The 13,390-nt window shown below is 62.3% G+C and carries 16 protein-coding genes; 2 read left to right on the plus strand and 14 right to left on the minus strand.

Annotated elements, in window-relative coordinates; genetic code table 11:
- Positions 1 to 280: 280 nt before the first annotated feature.
- Positions 281 to 1,288 carry a nucleoid-associated protein YejK gene (gene yejK, locus CKW35_RS09590; protein WP_016485058.1) on the plus strand — a complete coding sequence of 336 codons (1,008 nt, stop codon included), beginning with the start codon at positions 281 to 283 and terminating at the stop codon, positions 1,286 to 1,288.
- On the opposite strand, the gene CKW35_RS09595 is transcribed toward yejK, so the two are convergent.
- Positions 1,289 to 1,573 (minus strand): GIY-YIG nuclease family protein, encoded by a 285-nt coding sequence (locus CKW35_RS09595; RefSeq protein WP_016485057.1) that lies wholly within the window; start codon positions 1,571 to 1,573, stop codon positions 1,289 to 1,291.
- 28 nt (positions 1,574 to 1,601) lie between these two features.
- Between CKW35_RS09595 and CKW35_RS09600 the strand changes: the two genes are divergently transcribed.
- A complete protein-coding gene (locus CKW35_RS09600; protein ID WP_143499763.1) occupies positions 1,602 to 2,501 on the plus strand; it encodes a hypothetical protein in 900 nt (299 codons plus the stop codon).
- On the opposite strand, the gene CKW35_RS09605 is transcribed toward CKW35_RS09600, so the two are convergent.
- From CKW35_RS09605 to CKW35_RS09665, 13 genes are all read right to left on the minus strand, one after another.
- The gene (locus tag CKW35_RS09605) at positions 2,480 to 2,965 is read right to left on the minus strand and encodes a nuclear transport factor 2 family protein (protein ID WP_016485055.1); all 486 of its coding nucleotides are present in this window, start codon (positions 2,963 to 2,965) and stop codon (positions 2,480 to 2,482) included. The genes CKW35_RS09600 and CKW35_RS09605 overlap by 22 nt on opposite strands.
- Positions 2,966 to 3,122: 157 nt before the next feature.
- Entirely contained in the window at positions 3,123 to 4,403 is a 1,281-nt protein-coding gene (locus tag CKW35_RS09610; protein WP_095115783.1) for an MFS transporter, read from the minus strand.
- Between the two features lie 13 nt (positions 4,404 to 4,416).
- Positions 4,417 to 5,067, minus strand: coding sequence for a FadR/GntR family transcriptional regulator (locus CKW35_RS09615; protein ID WP_023046951.1), 651 nt, complete (start codon positions 5,065 to 5,067; stop codon positions 4,417 to 4,419).
- A 257-nt stretch (positions 5,068 to 5,324) separates the two neighbouring features.
- Positions 5,325 to 6,371 (minus strand): histidinol-phosphate transaminase, encoded by a 1,047-nt coding sequence (gene hisC / locus CKW35_RS09620; protein ID WP_095115785.1) that lies wholly within the window; start codon positions 6,369 to 6,371, stop codon positions 5,325 to 5,327.
- 2 nt (positions 6,372 to 6,373) lie between these two features.
- Positions 6,374 to 7,699 carry a histidinol dehydrogenase gene (gene hisD / locus CKW35_RS09625; protein ID WP_095115787.1) on the minus strand — a complete coding sequence of 442 codons (1,326 nt, stop codon included), beginning with the start codon at positions 7,697 to 7,699 and terminating at the stop codon, positions 6,374 to 6,376.
- Between the two features lie 134 nt (positions 7,700 to 7,833).
- Complete coding sequence (hisG, locus tag CKW35_RS09630; RefSeq protein WP_016485050.1) at positions 7,834 to 8,469, minus strand: ATP phosphoribosyltransferase; 636 nt, start codon at positions 8,467 to 8,469, stop codon at positions 7,834 to 7,836.
- 91 nt (positions 8,470 to 8,560) lie between these two features.
- Positions 8,561 to 9,826 (minus strand): UDP-N-acetylglucosamine 1-carboxyvinyltransferase, encoded by a 1,266-nt coding sequence (gene murA / locus CKW35_RS09635; protein WP_016485049.1) that lies wholly within the window; start codon positions 9,824 to 9,826, stop codon positions 8,561 to 8,563.
- A gap of 23 nt (positions 9,827 to 9,849) precedes the next feature.
- A complete protein-coding gene (locus tag CKW35_RS09640; RefSeq protein ID WP_003255121.1) occupies positions 9,850 to 10,089 on the minus strand; it encodes a BolA family protein in 240 nt (79 codons plus the stop codon).
- Between the two features lie 117 nt (positions 10,090 to 10,206).
- Positions 10,207 to 10,509, minus strand: coding sequence for a lipid asymmetry maintenance protein MlaB (locus tag CKW35_RS09645; RefSeq protein WP_016485047.1), 303 nt, complete (start codon positions 10,507 to 10,509; stop codon positions 10,207 to 10,209).
- Positions 10,506 to 11,153 (minus strand): phospholipid-binding protein MlaC, encoded by a 648-nt coding sequence (locus tag CKW35_RS09650; RefSeq protein WP_016485046.1) that lies wholly within the window; start codon positions 11,151 to 11,153, stop codon positions 10,506 to 10,508. Before CKW35_RS09650 ends, CKW35_RS09645 begins: the two co-directional genes overlap by 4 nt.
- 9 nt (positions 11,154 to 11,162) lie before the next feature.
- On the minus strand, positions 11,163 to 11,648 hold the full coding sequence (gene mlaD / locus CKW35_RS09655) for an outer membrane lipid asymmetry maintenance protein MlaD (protein ID WP_016485045.1): 486 nt from the start codon (positions 11,646 to 11,648) through the stop codon (positions 11,163 to 11,165).
- Positions 11,648 to 12,445, minus strand: coding sequence for a lipid asymmetry maintenance ABC transporter permease subunit MlaE (gene mlaE, locus CKW35_RS09660; protein ID WP_016485044.1), 798 nt, complete (start codon positions 12,443 to 12,445; stop codon positions 11,648 to 11,650). Before mlaE ends, mlaD begins: the two co-directional genes overlap by 1 nt.
- The gene (locus CKW35_RS09665; protein ID WP_016485043.1) at positions 12,445 to 13,254 is read right to left on the minus strand and encodes an ATP-binding cassette domain-containing protein; all 810 of its coding nucleotides are present in this window, start codon (positions 13,252 to 13,254) and stop codon (positions 12,445 to 12,447) included. Before CKW35_RS09665 ends, mlaE begins: the two co-directional genes overlap by 1 nt.
- Positions 13,255 to 13,390: the final 136 nt, after the last annotated feature.

Raw genomic sequence — 13,390 nt, forward strand, 5'->3', positions numbered from 1 at the left:
TGCGTATGTAGATACATAAATCGGCGTTTGGTTCGACACGACGACAGCACGCTGCCAGCACTGCGCCACACGAGGGGCGCAAGACCGCGCAAAACTACCACAGGAATGGATAAATATCCGCTGCGCACTTCGATTTAATGCAGGTTTTTCGGGGGTTTTAGCCTAAAACGCAGAAAACTGAACAAAAAACGAACAACCGACATATCTGCCAACATACGGCCACTGCATCACCTTGTGTCTAGGGTAAACTTGCCAACTTTTGCAGCTCGCCGAGAATCCCATGCCAATCCGTCATTGCATCGTTCACCTGATCGACAAAAAGCCCGATGGCAGCCCTGCTGTACTGCATGCCCGCGACGCCGAGCTGGCCGCATCCGATGCCATCGAAAACCTGCTGGCAGACCTCAACGACAGTTACAACGCCAAGCAAGGCAAGGCCTGGGGTTTTTTCCACGGTGAGTCTGGGGCCTACCCGCTCAGTGGCTGGCTGAAGCAGTACCTCGATGAGGAAAAGGACTTCACCGCCTTCAGCCGCGTGGCGGTGGAACACCTGCAAAAGCTGATGGAAGAGTCCAACCTGTCCACCGGCGGGCACACCCTGTTTGCCCATTACCAGCAAGGCATGACCGAGTACCTGGCGATTGCCCTGCTGCACCACAGCGAAGGCGTGGCAGTGAACGCCGAGCTTGATGTAACGCCTTCGCGCCACCTCGACCTTGGCCAGCTGCACCTGGCAGCGCGCATCAACCTGTCGGAATGGCAGAACAACAAGAGTTCCAAACAGTACATTTCGTTCATCAAGGGCAAGAACGGCAAAAAGGTCTCGGACTATTTCCGCGACTTCATCGGCTGCCAGGAAGGCGTCGACGGCCCAGGCGAAACCCGCACCCTGCTCAAGGCTTTCAGTGACTTCGTCGAGAGCGAAGACCTGCCGGAAGCGTCTGCCCGCGAAAAGACCCAGACCCTGGTCGATTACGCCACCACCCAGACCAAGCTGGGCGAGCCGGTCACGCTGGAAGAGCTGTCCAGCCTGATCGACGAGGACCGGCCCAAGGCGTTTTACGACCATATCCGCAACAAGGATTACGGCCTGTCTCCGGAAATCCCCGCAGACAAACGCACCCTCAACCAGTTCCGTCGCTTCACTGGCCGGGCCGAAGGCCTGTCGATCAGCTTCGAGGCGCACCTGCTGGGGGACAAGGTTGAATATGACGAAGAGGCTGGTACCTTGGTCATCAAGGGCCTGCCAACGCAGCTGGTCGATCAGCTCAAGCGCCGCAAGGACTGATCAGCTGCCTGCATAGGAGGCGACCAGCGCCTCCTTGGCCGACTTGCGCAGCCGCTTCACCAGGCGCTCCTGGCGCAATGCCTCGCCTTTGTTCGGCCACTGCTCCACATACACCAGCGCCTGCGCGGGGCTGGTCTTGAAATACCGCGCGCCCTGCCCTTTCTGATGCGCCACGAAACGCCGCTGCGGGTCGTCACTGATGCCGCAGTAGAGCGAACCATTGGCGGCACGCACAAGGTAGACATACCAGGGTTTCGCTACCGGTTGCGGCAATTCTTCACTCACGACGCCAGCTCTTTCGATGATTAATTTGGTGAGCCCAACGCTTGAGGGCTACATCATGTTCCGCACACTACCGCAAATACTGCTCGGCGCAACGCTGTCGACCATCGCCGTTACCGCCAACGCCTCGATCGGCGCAAAGGTCGCCCAAAAAATGCAGGCCAACTACGACGCGACCCCGCCACAATGCGAGGGCGAAGCCGTACCCGCCCATGCCTGTTCCGGGGTGCTGCTAAGGTCGACCCGGCCCTCGCCCGCGTATCACACCTGGCACCACAGCCCCAACTCCAAGGCCAAAGGTGCGGTGTCGTTTTCCTACCTGCGCGCAGATATTCCGGTGACCCGCCTGGCAGAAGATGGCCGCAGCGGTTTCACCCTGCACCCCATGCTGCAAAGGCCCAAAGGCACCCTGCGCTATGAAATGCTCTGCGCCATGCCCAGCGACGGCGATACCTGGGAACGCGGCTCCCGCGGCTGCGGCGACAACCGCCAGACGGCGGATGTCGAAACCGTCTGCCATGAGCAAGGCATCCTGACGGCCGAGGACTGGATCGCGCAGTTCAGAAAAACCGGTGACTACAAACAGCAATGTGCCTTCGACATCCAGCGCGCCCGGGTGCCGGAGCGGGCCGAGGCTTTCCACCAAAGCCTGCGGGTCAAGCAATTGTTCGCCGCTGAAATGCCATTCCCGTGGAACGAGGTGATGATCGGCGCGTGGGACGAAGCACGCTCCGGCAGCTTGCCCATCCAATCGTTCTTCTACATCGACGGCCCATACGGCGCGCTTGAGCAGGCTCAGGCGGACCAACGCGACTGGCACCAGACCCACGGCAGCTTCATTCCCGTCATCCGCATACAACTGCCGAAGTCACTGCAGGACGGTGCCAGGTTCAGCTACCACGACGGCGATCAGGCTGTAGCGCTGCCCTGACTGTGCTGGTAAGCGCGCAGGCCCTTGAAGGCCTGCTGGCGCACCTTGTTCTTGAGCATGGGTGACCACCCCAGCAACATACCCGGCACACCCAACGCCTGCCGCGACCAGCGCCACAAGTCGAAGGTATCGTCATGCTGGCAGATCAACCCGTCGCGAATCACAAACCGTGCCTGGATGTCGTTGACCACAACACGGCCGGTCTGGCTGAACAGGTAGGTCGCCACCCAGTGCGCGCCGCCACTGCGCTCGTCGGCGCGCACACTGTCGAATGCCAGGGTGAAGTTTTTGGCCCGGGTAGTGAGCATCCGCCACATGTCGCCCACATCCCTGCCGCGCAGAGTGCCGAAAACCGGGTCGCTGAAAACGATATCGTCGCTGTAACAGGCCACCATGGCCTCGGCGTCCAGGCGCTGGAAAGCCTGGTAGAAGCGGGTGATCAGGTCGCGGTTGGCGTCGCTCATGGGGCAGGTCCGTCCAGGGCTCGAAAACAGCACCATAATCTGCCCCGCAGGCTTATGCCAGTGCCGGCCCCACAGGGATCACGCTGCCCGCAAAATGTGTGCAATGCCAGCGGGAGCGGCTTTACCCGCGATAGCGCCGGCAGTGCCAGCACATGCCTCAAACTTTCTCGCAGGTCACCTGCACATGCAAAGCACGCCCGGCACCCAGCCCGAATACGATGGCGCCAATGCCCAGCACGGCAAAAATCCAGCCCAGTGCCGCCCAGCCCCCGGTGATGTCGTGCACCAGGCCCACCGCAAACGGCCCCATCGACGCCAGGGTGTAACCTACTCCCTGGGCCATGCTCGACAGGTTCGCCGCCACATGGGCATCTTTCGAGCGCAGTACGATCAAGGTCAGCGCCAGGGCAAAGGTGCCACCTTGCCCCAGGCCCAGCACCACGGCCCATCCCCACAACCCGGACAACGGTGCATACAGGCAACCGAACAGGCCGGCCAGGGTGATGAGCATGACCAGCACGATGGCCAGCCGCTGGTCCTTGCCACGGGTGGCCAGCCAGGGCGCACTGAGCGAACTGACCAGTTGCACGATCACCGACCCCGACAACACCAGGCCTGCGTCGGTCGGGCTCAGGCCGCGGCCGATGAGGATCGACGGCAACCAACCGAACACGATGTACGCCAGCGATGACTGCAGACCCACGTACAGGGTTACCTGCCAGGCCAGCGGGTCACGCCACAGGCCACGCACGCGATAGGCCACCTTGTGCAGGCCATGCCCCCGTCGCGCCTGCGGCAGCCACACCAACATGGCCAGCAACGCCGGCAACGCCCAGAAGCCCAGCCCCATTGCCCAGCCACCCTCAAAATGCTGGGCCAAAGGCACCGTCGCCCCCGCCGCCATCGCCGCACCCAGGCACAACGCCATGGTGTAGACGCCAGTCAGCGTGCCAGCATGTTGCGGGAAGTCGCGTTTGACGATACCTGGCAACAAGACGCCGATGATGCCGATGCTGGCCCCCGCCATCAGGCTGCCGAGAAACACCCCGACAGCCCCAAAGGCGCTTCGTACCACGATGCCTAGCGCCAGGGTGACGAGAATGCCGAGGATCACCCGCTCGCTGCCAAAGCGCCGCGCGAGCACCGGTGCCAGCGGGGCAAACAAGCCAAGGCAAAGTACCGGCAAGGTGGTCAGCAAGCCGGCCTGCGAGGCATTAAGCCCGAGGCCCTCGGACACCTGCCCCAGCACCGGCGCCATGCTCGACAGCGCCGGGCGCAGGTTCAATGCAACCAGCACCAGGCCAAGCAGCAACAGCCAAGGCCGCCGCAACACCACAGGTTGCTGCTGAACCTGCTCATCGTCAGCTTCGGCATCGATCAAAAGCTCATCGAGGTCGCGCTCGTTGCGCGGGGTGTTATGGGTTATGGATTCAGCCATGGCCTTCTCGGAGTCAGGATTCGATGAGGGTACGGCTCAGGCGCTTGGCCCGCTCCGCATCACGTTGTTCGATGGCGTCGAGGATCTGCCCATGCAGATCGAACGTGGATTGGCAACGGGGCACGGTTGCCATGTTGTGCTTCAGAGCAGCCGCCACCACCCCGGCAAAGTACCGGTACAGCTCGCTTAACGCCGGGTTGTGCGCGGCATCGACCAGCCGCTGGTGAAATACCAGGTCGCACGCTACATATTCATCGACATCCCCGTGAAAGTGCCCGGCACTGCCGGCCAAGGCATCACGCAGCGCTTGCAGGTCAGTATCCGTTCGGCGCAGCGCCGCCAGGCCAACGGCTTCAGCCTCAAGGATATGGCGGGTTTCCCGGGCCTGCTCCGGGGTGCAGCGCGACATTGCCTGCACCGCCTGCAAGGGGTCATGCGCCGTGCGCAAGTAGCTACCGTCGCCCTGACGAATTTCCACCAGGCCACTGAAAGCCAGCACGCGCATCGCCTCGCGCACGGTGTTGCGGCTTATGCCCAGCTGATGGGCCAGCTCCGGCTCAGTCGGCAAGCGCTGCCCGACCTGCCAATCGCCCATCACGATACGCTCGCGCATGCGCTCCACGGCCAGCTCCACGAGAGAGCGCTTGGTCAACTCGGTACCCATCTCACTCAACCAATCATCCGATGAATCGACAGAGCTTAGTGGATATCGGGCAGCCGGGCAAACCACCAGGTATTTGAACCCAGGCGTTCGAGGTCGAAGAGAGCAGCCGTTAGGCTGTGGGCATGCCCTGCGAATAGGGGGCGCGGTGCCTGGCACCGGCTTCGCCGGTGTTCGCGGGGCAAGCCCGCTCCCACAGGGCGACTGCTAAATCAGGCAGTTAGCAGCTGTTCTGTGGAAGCGCAGGGCCATCCATCACGTCAGTTCAACGCATCGAGCAGCGCCTGGTTCATGTCTGGCGTGCCGATGGTAATGCGCAGGAACTGGGCAATGCGCGGCTGCTTGAAGTGGCGCACGATCACACCTTGCTCGCGCAGGCGTGCAGCCAGTTCGCCGGCATCTTGGTGCGGGTGGCGGGCAAAGATGAAGTTGGCGGCCGAAGGCAGTACCTCGAAACCCTTGGCCTCAAGCTGCCTGACCAAGACCTCGCGGCTCTCGATCACCTTGTGGCAGGTTTCCTCGAAATACTCGCGGTCTTCGAATGCCACCGCCGCGCCAACGATCGCAGCACGGTCCAAGGGATAGGAGTTGAAGCTGTTCTTGATCCGCTCCAGCGCCTCGATCAGGTCCGGATGCCCTACCGCCAGCCCCACCCGCAAGCCAGCCAACGAGCGCGACTTCGACAACGTCTGGGTAACCAGCAGATTGTCGTAGCGGTCCACCAGGCTGATGGCCGTCTCGCCACCGAAATCGATGTAGGCCTCATCGACCACCACCACCGAGTCACGGTTGGCCTGCAGCAACTGTTCCACCGCCTGCAGCGGCATCAGGCAGCCAGTCGGCGCATTGGGGTTGGGGAAGATGATGCCGGCATTTGGCTTGTTGTAGTCCTCGATGCGGATCTGGAACTGCTCATCCAGCGCCACCTGCTCGAAGGCAATACCGTACAGGCCGCAATAGACCGGGTAGAAGCTGTAGCTGATGTCCGGGAACAACAGCGGCGCATCGTGCTGGAACAGGCCGTGGAAGATGTGCGCCAGCACCTCGTCCGAGCCGTTGCCGACAAACACTTGCGCCGGGGTTACGCCGTAGTACTCGGCGACCGCCTGCTTCAGCCGGTCACCGTTCGGGTCCGGGTACAAGCGCAGGTTGTCGTTAAGCTCGCCACGCATGGCCTCCAGCGCCTTGGGTGACGGGCCGTAGGGGTTTTCGTTGGTGTTCAGCTTGACCAGACGGGCCAGCTTGGGTTGCTCGCCCGGCACATAAGGCACCAGGTCCTTGACGAAGGGGCTCCAGAATCGACTCATGCTCAGTTCCCCTTCTCTTGGGTCAGGATACGGTATTCGGCGCTGCGGGCGTGGGCGGTCAGCGACTCGCCACGGGCCAGGACCGAAGCCGTGTGGCCCAGCTCGGACGCGCCCTGCTCGGAGCAGAAAATGATCGACGAACGCTTCTGGAAGTCATACACCCCCAACGGCGACGAGAACCGCGCGGTGCCGGAGGTAGGCAGCACGTGGTTGGGCCCGGCGCAGTAATCGCCCAGCGCTTCGCTGGTGTGACGGCCCATGAAGATTGCGCCAGCGTGGCGAATGTGCGGCAACCAGGCTTGCGGGTCGGCCACCGACAGTTCCAGGTGCTCCGGGGCAATGCGGTTGGCCACGTCCATGGCCTGTTGCATGTCACGCACCTGGATCAGTGCACCACGGCCATTGATCGACTTCTCGATGATGTCGGCACGTTCCATGGTCGGCAGCAGCTTGCTGATGCTGGCCGCAACACGGTCGAGGAATGCGGCATCCGGGCTGACCAGGATGGCCTGGGCGTCTTCATCGTGCTCGGCCTGGGAGAAGAGGTCCATGGCGATCCAGTCCGGGTCGGTCTGGCCGTCGCATACCACGAGGATTTCCGACGGGCCGGCGATCATGTCGATGCCTACCTGGCCGAATACGTGGCGTTTGGCGGTGGCTACGTAGATGTTGCCCGGGCCGACGATCTTGTCCACCTGCGGCACGCTTTCGGTGCCGTAGGCCAGTGCAGCAACCGCCTGGGCACCACCGACGGTGAATACGCGGTCCACACCGGCGATGCAGGCGGCAGCCAGCACCAGTTCGTTGACCTCGCCACGCGGGGTCGGCACTACCATTACCACTTCGGCCACGCCGGCAACCTTGGCCGGAATGGCGTTCATCAGCACCGACGAAGGGTACGACGCCTTGCCGCCCGGCACATACAGGCCTGCACGGTCCAGCGGGGTGACCTTCTGACCCAGCACGGTGCCGTCGGCCTCGGTGTACTGCCAGGAGTCCTGCTTCTGCCGTTCGTGGTACATGCGCACGCGGTTGGCGGCCTTTTCCAAGGCTTCGCGCTGGACCGGGGTAATGCGGGTCAGGGCCAGCTCCAGGCGCTCGCGACCGAGGATCAGGTCATCGATGCTGTTGGCCGAAACGCCGTCGAAACGCTGGGTGAACTCTACCAGTGCCGCATCGCCGCGCTCGCGCACGCCCTTGATGATGTCGAGCACGCGCTGGTTGACCGCGTCATCGGACACACTCTCCCAGCTCAGCAGATGATCCAGATGTCGGACGAAATCCGGATCAGCAGCGTTGAGACGGGCAATTGCAGTGGACACGGTCATGGCGAGGGCCTCGATTATTAGCGAATGCTCAGGCACCCTAGGCTACCAGTCCATCCGCGCGGGCACCCGAGAAAAGTGGCTATGACGCGGATAGACGGGCGCGACGGCGAAAGCCGCGCGCAGTCGGTAGAGAGTCAGCCGCGGTGTCGCGATTCGACTGCTTGACGCAGCGTGTCGATCAGGCTCTGGATACGGGCGTGCTGCATTTTCATGGAAGCCTTGTTGACCACCAGGCGCGAGCTGATCGTGGCGATCAGGTCCTGGGGCTCCAGGCCGTTGGCACGCAGAGTGTTGCCAGTGTCGACCACGTCGATGATCTTGTCGGCGAGGTTGATCAGCGGTGCCAGTTCCATCGAACCGTACAATTTGATGATATCGACCTGACGGCCCTGTTCGGCGTAGTAGCGTTTGGCTACGTTGACGAACTTGGTGGCCACGCGCAGGCGGCCCTTGGGCTCGGGTGCGCCGACCACGCCGGCAGTCATCAGCTTGCACTGGGCAATCTGCAGGTCCAGGGGTTCGTACATACCCTGGCCGCCGTACTCCATCAGCACGTCCTTGCCGGCCACACCCAGGTCGGCGGCACCATGCTCGACATAGGTCGGCACATCGGTCGCACGCACGATCAGCAGGCGCACATCGTCCTGCGTGGTGGGGATGATCAGTTTGCGGCTCTTGTCCGGGTTCTCGGTCGGCACAATACCGGCCTCGGCCAGCAACGGCAGGGTGTCGTCGAGAATACGGCCTTTGGAAAGCGCGATGGTCAACATTGGAACGTCGGTCCTTAAGCGGCTGCTGCCGGCCAGGTCATCGACCTGGCCGCATTCAATTCGAAAGGTGCATCCTTGCACCTGCGGGCTATTAGCCCGGTACGCGGCGGATTTTCGCGCCGAGCATCTGCAGTTTCTCTTCGATGCACTCGTAACCACGGTCGATGTGGTAGATGCGGTCGATCAGGGTATCGCCTTCGGCAACCAGCGCCGACAGCACCAGGCTGGCGGACGCACGCAGATCGGTGGCCATGACCGGGGCACCTTTGAGCGACTTGACGCCAGTGACGATGGCAGTGTTGCCCTCGACCTGGATCTGCGCGCCCATGCGGTGCATTTCGTAAACGTGCATGAAGCGGTTTTCGAAGATGGTTTCGATCACCGCGCCGGTGCCTTCGGCAATGGCGTTGAGCGAAATGAACTGCGCCTGCATGTCGGTCGGGAACGCCGGGTACGGGGCGGTACGCAGGTTGACGGCCTTTGGCCGCTTGCCATGCATGTCCAGCTCGATCCAGTCTTCGCCGGTGTTGATGTCGGCACCGGCTTCCTTGAGTTTTTCCAGTACGGCTTCAAGGATGGTCGGGTCGGTGTCCTTGACCTTGACGCGGCCACCGGTCACGGCAGCAGCGACCAGATAGGTACCGGTCTCGATGCGGTCCGGCATGACGCGGTAGCTGGCCGAGTGCAGGCGCTCGACGCCATCGATGGTAATGGTGTCGGTACCGGCGCCCTGGACATTGCCGCCCATGGCATTGATGAAGTTGGCCAGGTCGACCACTTCAGGCTCGCGCGCGGCGTTCTGCAACACGCTGCGGCCCTTGGCCAGGGCAGCGGCCATCATGATGTTCTCGGTACCGGTGACGCTGACGGTGTCGAAGAAGAAGTGCGCACCGCGCAGGCCACCCTCAGGCGCCTTGGCCTTGATGTAGCCACCTTCCACTTCGATCTTCGCGCCCATGGCCTCGAGGCCGCGGATGTGCAGGTCGACCGGGCGCGAACCAATGGCGCAACCGCCAGGCAGGGCCACTTCGGCTTCGCCGAAACGGGCAACCATCGGGCCCAGTACCAGGATCGAGGCGCGCATGGTCTTGACCAGCTCGTAAGGCGCAACCAGGGTCTTGATGGTGCGTGGGTCGATCTCCACCGACAGCTTCTCGTCGATCACAGGCTCGATGCCCATGCGGCCGAACAGCTCGATCATGGTGGTGATGTCGTGCAGGTGTGGCAGGTTGCCCACGGTGACCGGGCCATCGGCCAGCAGGGTCGCCGCCAGAATCGGCAAGGCTGCGTTCTTCGCGCCCGAAATGCGGATCTCGCCGTCAAGGCGAGCGCCGCCAGTAATAATCAGTTTGTCCATTGGAGTCTCGCCGCCAAGTTGGCTCAGGTGCGCTCAGCCCAGGCTGCGCTGCTGAAAAATTTCATGGTTACCGCATGGATGCTGCCATTGGCGATCCATGGGTTCAGGTGAGCATAGATCGCCTGCTGGCGTTTGACCGGGCTCAGGCCAGCCAACTCGTCGCTGATCACGTTCAACTGGAAGTTGCAGCCTTCGCCTTCAACTTCGACCCGGGAACCCGGCAATTTCTCTTCAAGGAAGCTTTTAACTTCTACGGCCTGCATGCTCAACCTCAATCGGCGCCCGATGCGCACGGGTCGGCCATCATACAAAAAAGCCCCCCGCCTGCGAAGCCCAACGAGGGCTTCGCTGACCGAGGGGCCATCATCCGTGCCGGGCCATCAGGTTGCCAGCACTTCATCAAGGTCATAGACCTCGGCAATTTCCCGCATGTCGTCAGGCATGCCGCGGACCTCGCAGGCCTTGCCGGTGGCTTGGCCATCGCGAATGAACGCAAGCAACAGCGACAGGCCAACGCTCGACGACTTTTCGACAGCCGAGCAATCCAGCACCAGGTGCGGCTCGCGGGAGGCGTCGATCAGCGACTTGCCCTGCTTGCGCAAGGCGGGGCCGGTACGGTAGTCCAGCACGCCGGCCAGGCGCATAACGCCTGGCTCAGCCATGCTTACGCCGGCCTCACTCATTTCACTTCCTTGTCAGGCGAGCTGTCTGCTGCCTGCTTGGCCTTGGCCACTTCACCCGCCCAGCCGTCGATGGTCTTGTCCAGGTTGTTGCCATTGCGCTGCATGGCATCGGCAAACTGGTCACGGAACAGCTTGCCAATGTTGATGCCGTTGACGATGACGTTACGCACCTTCCACTCACCACCGATGTTTTCCAGGGTGTACTGCACCGGGTAAACGGCACCGTTGTTACCGGTGACCTTCATGCCTACGCTGGCGCGCTTGCCGTCATCGGCTTTGGCCGGGTCGACGACGATGCCCTGGTTGTTGTATTCGAGCAGCGCATTGCCATAGAACTGCATCAGGCTGCGCTTGAAGTTTTCCTGGAAGCGCTGCATCTGCTCAGGTGTGGCCTTGCGCGAGTACTTGACGGTCATGATGCTGCGGGAAATACCGTCAGCGTCCACCACCGGGCCCAGGATGCGGTTGAGCGCATCGTAGAAGGCGCTGGGGTTGGACTTGTACTGCTCCTTGTTGGCCTTGAGGTCACCCAGCAGTTCATTGGTCGTGCCCTGAACCACCTCGTGAGGCGACTGCGCCGCCAGGGTCAGCAGAGGGAAGGCCGCCAGCAGGACCAGCAGGCCACGTCGCAGGATCGAAATCATGGATACTCCTTAATTAGCCGGTTGCGCTTCTTTCGGTTCCTTGCCAACGGAGTTGAGCAGGAACTTGCCAATCAGATCTTCCAGCACCAAGGCCGACTGGGTGTCGTGGATGGTCGCGCCATCCTTGAGCACCTGATCTTCGCCGCCCACGCTGATGCCAATGTACTTCTCGCCAAGCAGACCGGCAGTCAGGATCGAGGCCGTGGAGTCGGTCGGCAGGTTGTCCACCGACTTGTCCAGCTGCAACGTCACCCGACCGGTGTAGGAATCCCGGTCCAGATCGATGGCGGTGACCTTGCCGATGGTCACACCGGCCATGGTCACTTTAGCTCTGACCGTCAAACCGGCGATATTGTCGAAGTAGGCATAAACTTTATAGGTATCGCTGCTCGGGCTGGCCGACAGCCCGCTGACACGCAGGGCCAGCAGCAGCAGCGCCAGGATCCCGGCCAGGAGGAACAGGCCGACACCGATTTCCAGGGTGCGGTTTTGCATCAGAAATCTCCAAACATCAAGGCGGTCAGAATAAAGTCCAGACCCAGCACTGCCAACGAGGCATAGACCACGGTCTTGGTGGTGGCACGGCTGATCCCTTCTGAGGTGGGCTCGCAGTCGTACCCCTGGAATACGGCAATCCAGGTTGTGACGAAGGCGAACACCAGGCTTTTGATCAGCCCGTTAAGCACGTCGTCAGTGAAAGAAACACTGTTCTGCATGTTGGCCCAGAACGAGCCTTCGTAGACGCCCAGCCAGTCCACGGCCACCCACGAGCCACCCCAGATGCCGACCACGCTGAAGATCAGCGCCAGCAACGGCAGCGAGATGAAACCGGCCCACAGGCGCGGCGCGACGATGTACTTGAGCGGGTCGACGCCGATCATTTCCAGGCTCGACAGCTGCTCGGTCGACTTCATGTTGCCGATTTCGGCGGTCAGCGCGGACCCTGCACGGCCGGCGAACAGCAACGCCGTTACCACCGGGCCGAGCTCACGCAGCAGGGTCAGGGCGACCATCTGCCCCACTGCCTGCTCCGAGCCGTACCTGGCCAGGATGCTGTAGCCCTGCAGCGCCAGCACCATGCCGATAAACACCCCGGACACGACAACGATCGCCAGCGACAACACGCCCACCGAGTACAGCTGCCTGGTCAGCAGCTGGAAGCCGCCGCCGATACCGCCACGGCCAACCAGCGCATGGAACAGGAACAGGCAGGAACGCCCGAGCACGGCCAGCACATCGATTGCCGAACGGCCCAGCAGGCGAACACGTTCGAGTAAGGATTTTCTGCGCATCAACGCGCTCCCAGCAGGTCGGCGCGGTAGTCAGGCGCAGGAAAGTGGAAGGGTACCGGGCCGTCCGGGTCGCCCTTCATGAACTGGCGAATGCGAGGGTTGTCCGAGCCCATCAGCTCGTCGGGCGTCCCCTGCCCCAGCACCTGGCCGTCGCCTACCACGTAGAGGTAGTCGGCGATGCTGGCGGTTTCCGCCAGGTCGTGGGAAACGACGATGCTGGTAATGCCCAGGGCATCGTTGAGCAAGCGGATCAGGCGCACCAGTACGCCCATGGCGATCGGGTCCTGGCCGACGAACGGCTCGTCGTACATAAGGATCTGCGGGTCCAGGGCAATTGCCCGCGCCAGCGCCACACGGCGCTTCATGCCACCGGACAATTCGTCAGGCATCAGGTCGATGGCACCCCGCAGGCCCACGGCCTGCAGCTTCATCAGCACGATGTCGCGGATCATTTCGTCCGACAGCTGGGTGTGCACGCGCAGCGGGAACGCGACGTTCTCGAACACATCGAGGTCGGTGAACAGCGCGCCACTCTGAAACAGCACACCCATCTGTTTGCGGGCGTCGAACAGGTCGCTGCGCGACAGCGTCGGCAGGTTCTGGCCGGCAACCCATACCTCACCGCTGGAGGGGCGCAATTGCGCACCCATCAGGCGGAGCAACGTGGTCTTGCCGCAACCCGATGGCCCCATGATGCCGGTGACCTTGCCGCGCGGGATGCGAATGTCGACGTTGCTGAAAATGCTGCGCGAACCACGTTTGAAGGTAACCCCCTTCAACTCGACCGCGTAGGCGCTATCCACACTCATCTAGACTCCTTGCTAGTGCAGCCTCGTCCTAATGGACGCCGGCCTCCATCAGGAAGGCACAAGCGCCCCTGGCAGGCCGAATAGCGGCGAACTATAGCACCGCTGACAGTGCCGCCCCAAGGCCGGACAAGCAGTC

It is taken from the genome of Pseudomonas sp. Irchel 3F3 (assembly GCF_900187545.1).
GTDB lineage: Bacteria > Pseudomonadota > Gammaproteobacteria > Pseudomonadales > Pseudomonadaceae > Aquipseudomonas > Aquipseudomonas fortuita.

What these genes read in the sequence shown, in the direction of transcription:
- yejK (WP_016485058.1), top strand. Translation starts at nt 281, where the DNA reads ATGCCAATCCGTCATTGCATCGTTCACCTGATCGACAAAAAGCCCGAT.
- CKW35_RS09605 (WP_016485055.1), bottom strand. Translation starts at nt 2,965, where the DNA reads ATGAGCGACGCCAACCGCGACCTGATCACCCGCTTCTACCAGGCTTTC.
- CKW35_RS09610 (WP_095115783.1), bottom strand. Translation starts at nt 4,403, where the DNA reads ATGGCTGAATCCATAACCCATAACACCCCGCGCAACGAGCGCGACCTC.
- CKW35_RS09615 (WP_023046951.1), bottom strand. Translation starts at nt 5,067, where the DNA reads ATGGGTACCGAGTTGACCAAGCGCTCTCTCGTGGAGCTGGCCGTGGAG.
- hisC (WP_095115785.1), bottom strand. Translation starts at nt 6,371, where the DNA reads ATGAGTCGATTCTGGAGCCCCTTCGTCAAGGACCTGGTGCCTTATGTG.
- hisD (WP_095115787.1), bottom strand. Translation starts at nt 7,699, where the DNA reads ATGACCGTGTCCACTGCAATTGCCCGTCTCAACGCTGCTGATCCGGAT.
- hisG (WP_016485050.1), bottom strand. Translation starts at nt 8,469, where the DNA reads ATGTTGACCATCGCGCTTTCCAAAGGCCGTATTCTCGACGACACCCTG.
- murA (WP_016485049.1), bottom strand. Translation starts at nt 9,826, where the DNA reads ATGGACAAACTGATTATTACTGGCGGCGCTCGCCTTGACGGCGAGATC.
- CKW35_RS09640 (WP_003255121.1), bottom strand. Translation starts at nt 10,089, where the DNA reads ATGCAGGCCGTAGAAGTTAAAAGCTTCCTTGAAGAGAAATTGCCGGGT.
- CKW35_RS09645 (WP_016485047.1), bottom strand. Translation starts at nt 10,509, where the DNA reads ATGAGTGAGGCCGGCGTAAGCATGGCTGAGCCAGGCGTTATGCGCCTG.
- CKW35_RS09650 (WP_016485046.1), bottom strand. Translation starts at nt 11,153, where the DNA reads ATGATTTCGATCCTGCGACGTGGCCTGCTGGTCCTGCTGGCGGCCTTC.
- mlaD (WP_016485045.1), bottom strand. Translation starts at nt 11,648, where the DNA reads ATGCAAAACCGCACCCTGGAAATCGGTGTCGGCCTGTTCCTCCTGGCC.
- mlaE (WP_016485044.1), bottom strand. Translation starts at nt 12,445, where the DNA reads ATGCGCAGAAAATCCTTACTCGAACGTGTTCGCCTGCTGGGCCGTTCG.
- CKW35_RS09665 (WP_016485043.1), bottom strand. Translation starts at nt 13,254, where the DNA reads ATGAGTGTGGATAGCGCCTACGCGGTCGAGTTGAAGGGGGTTACCTTC.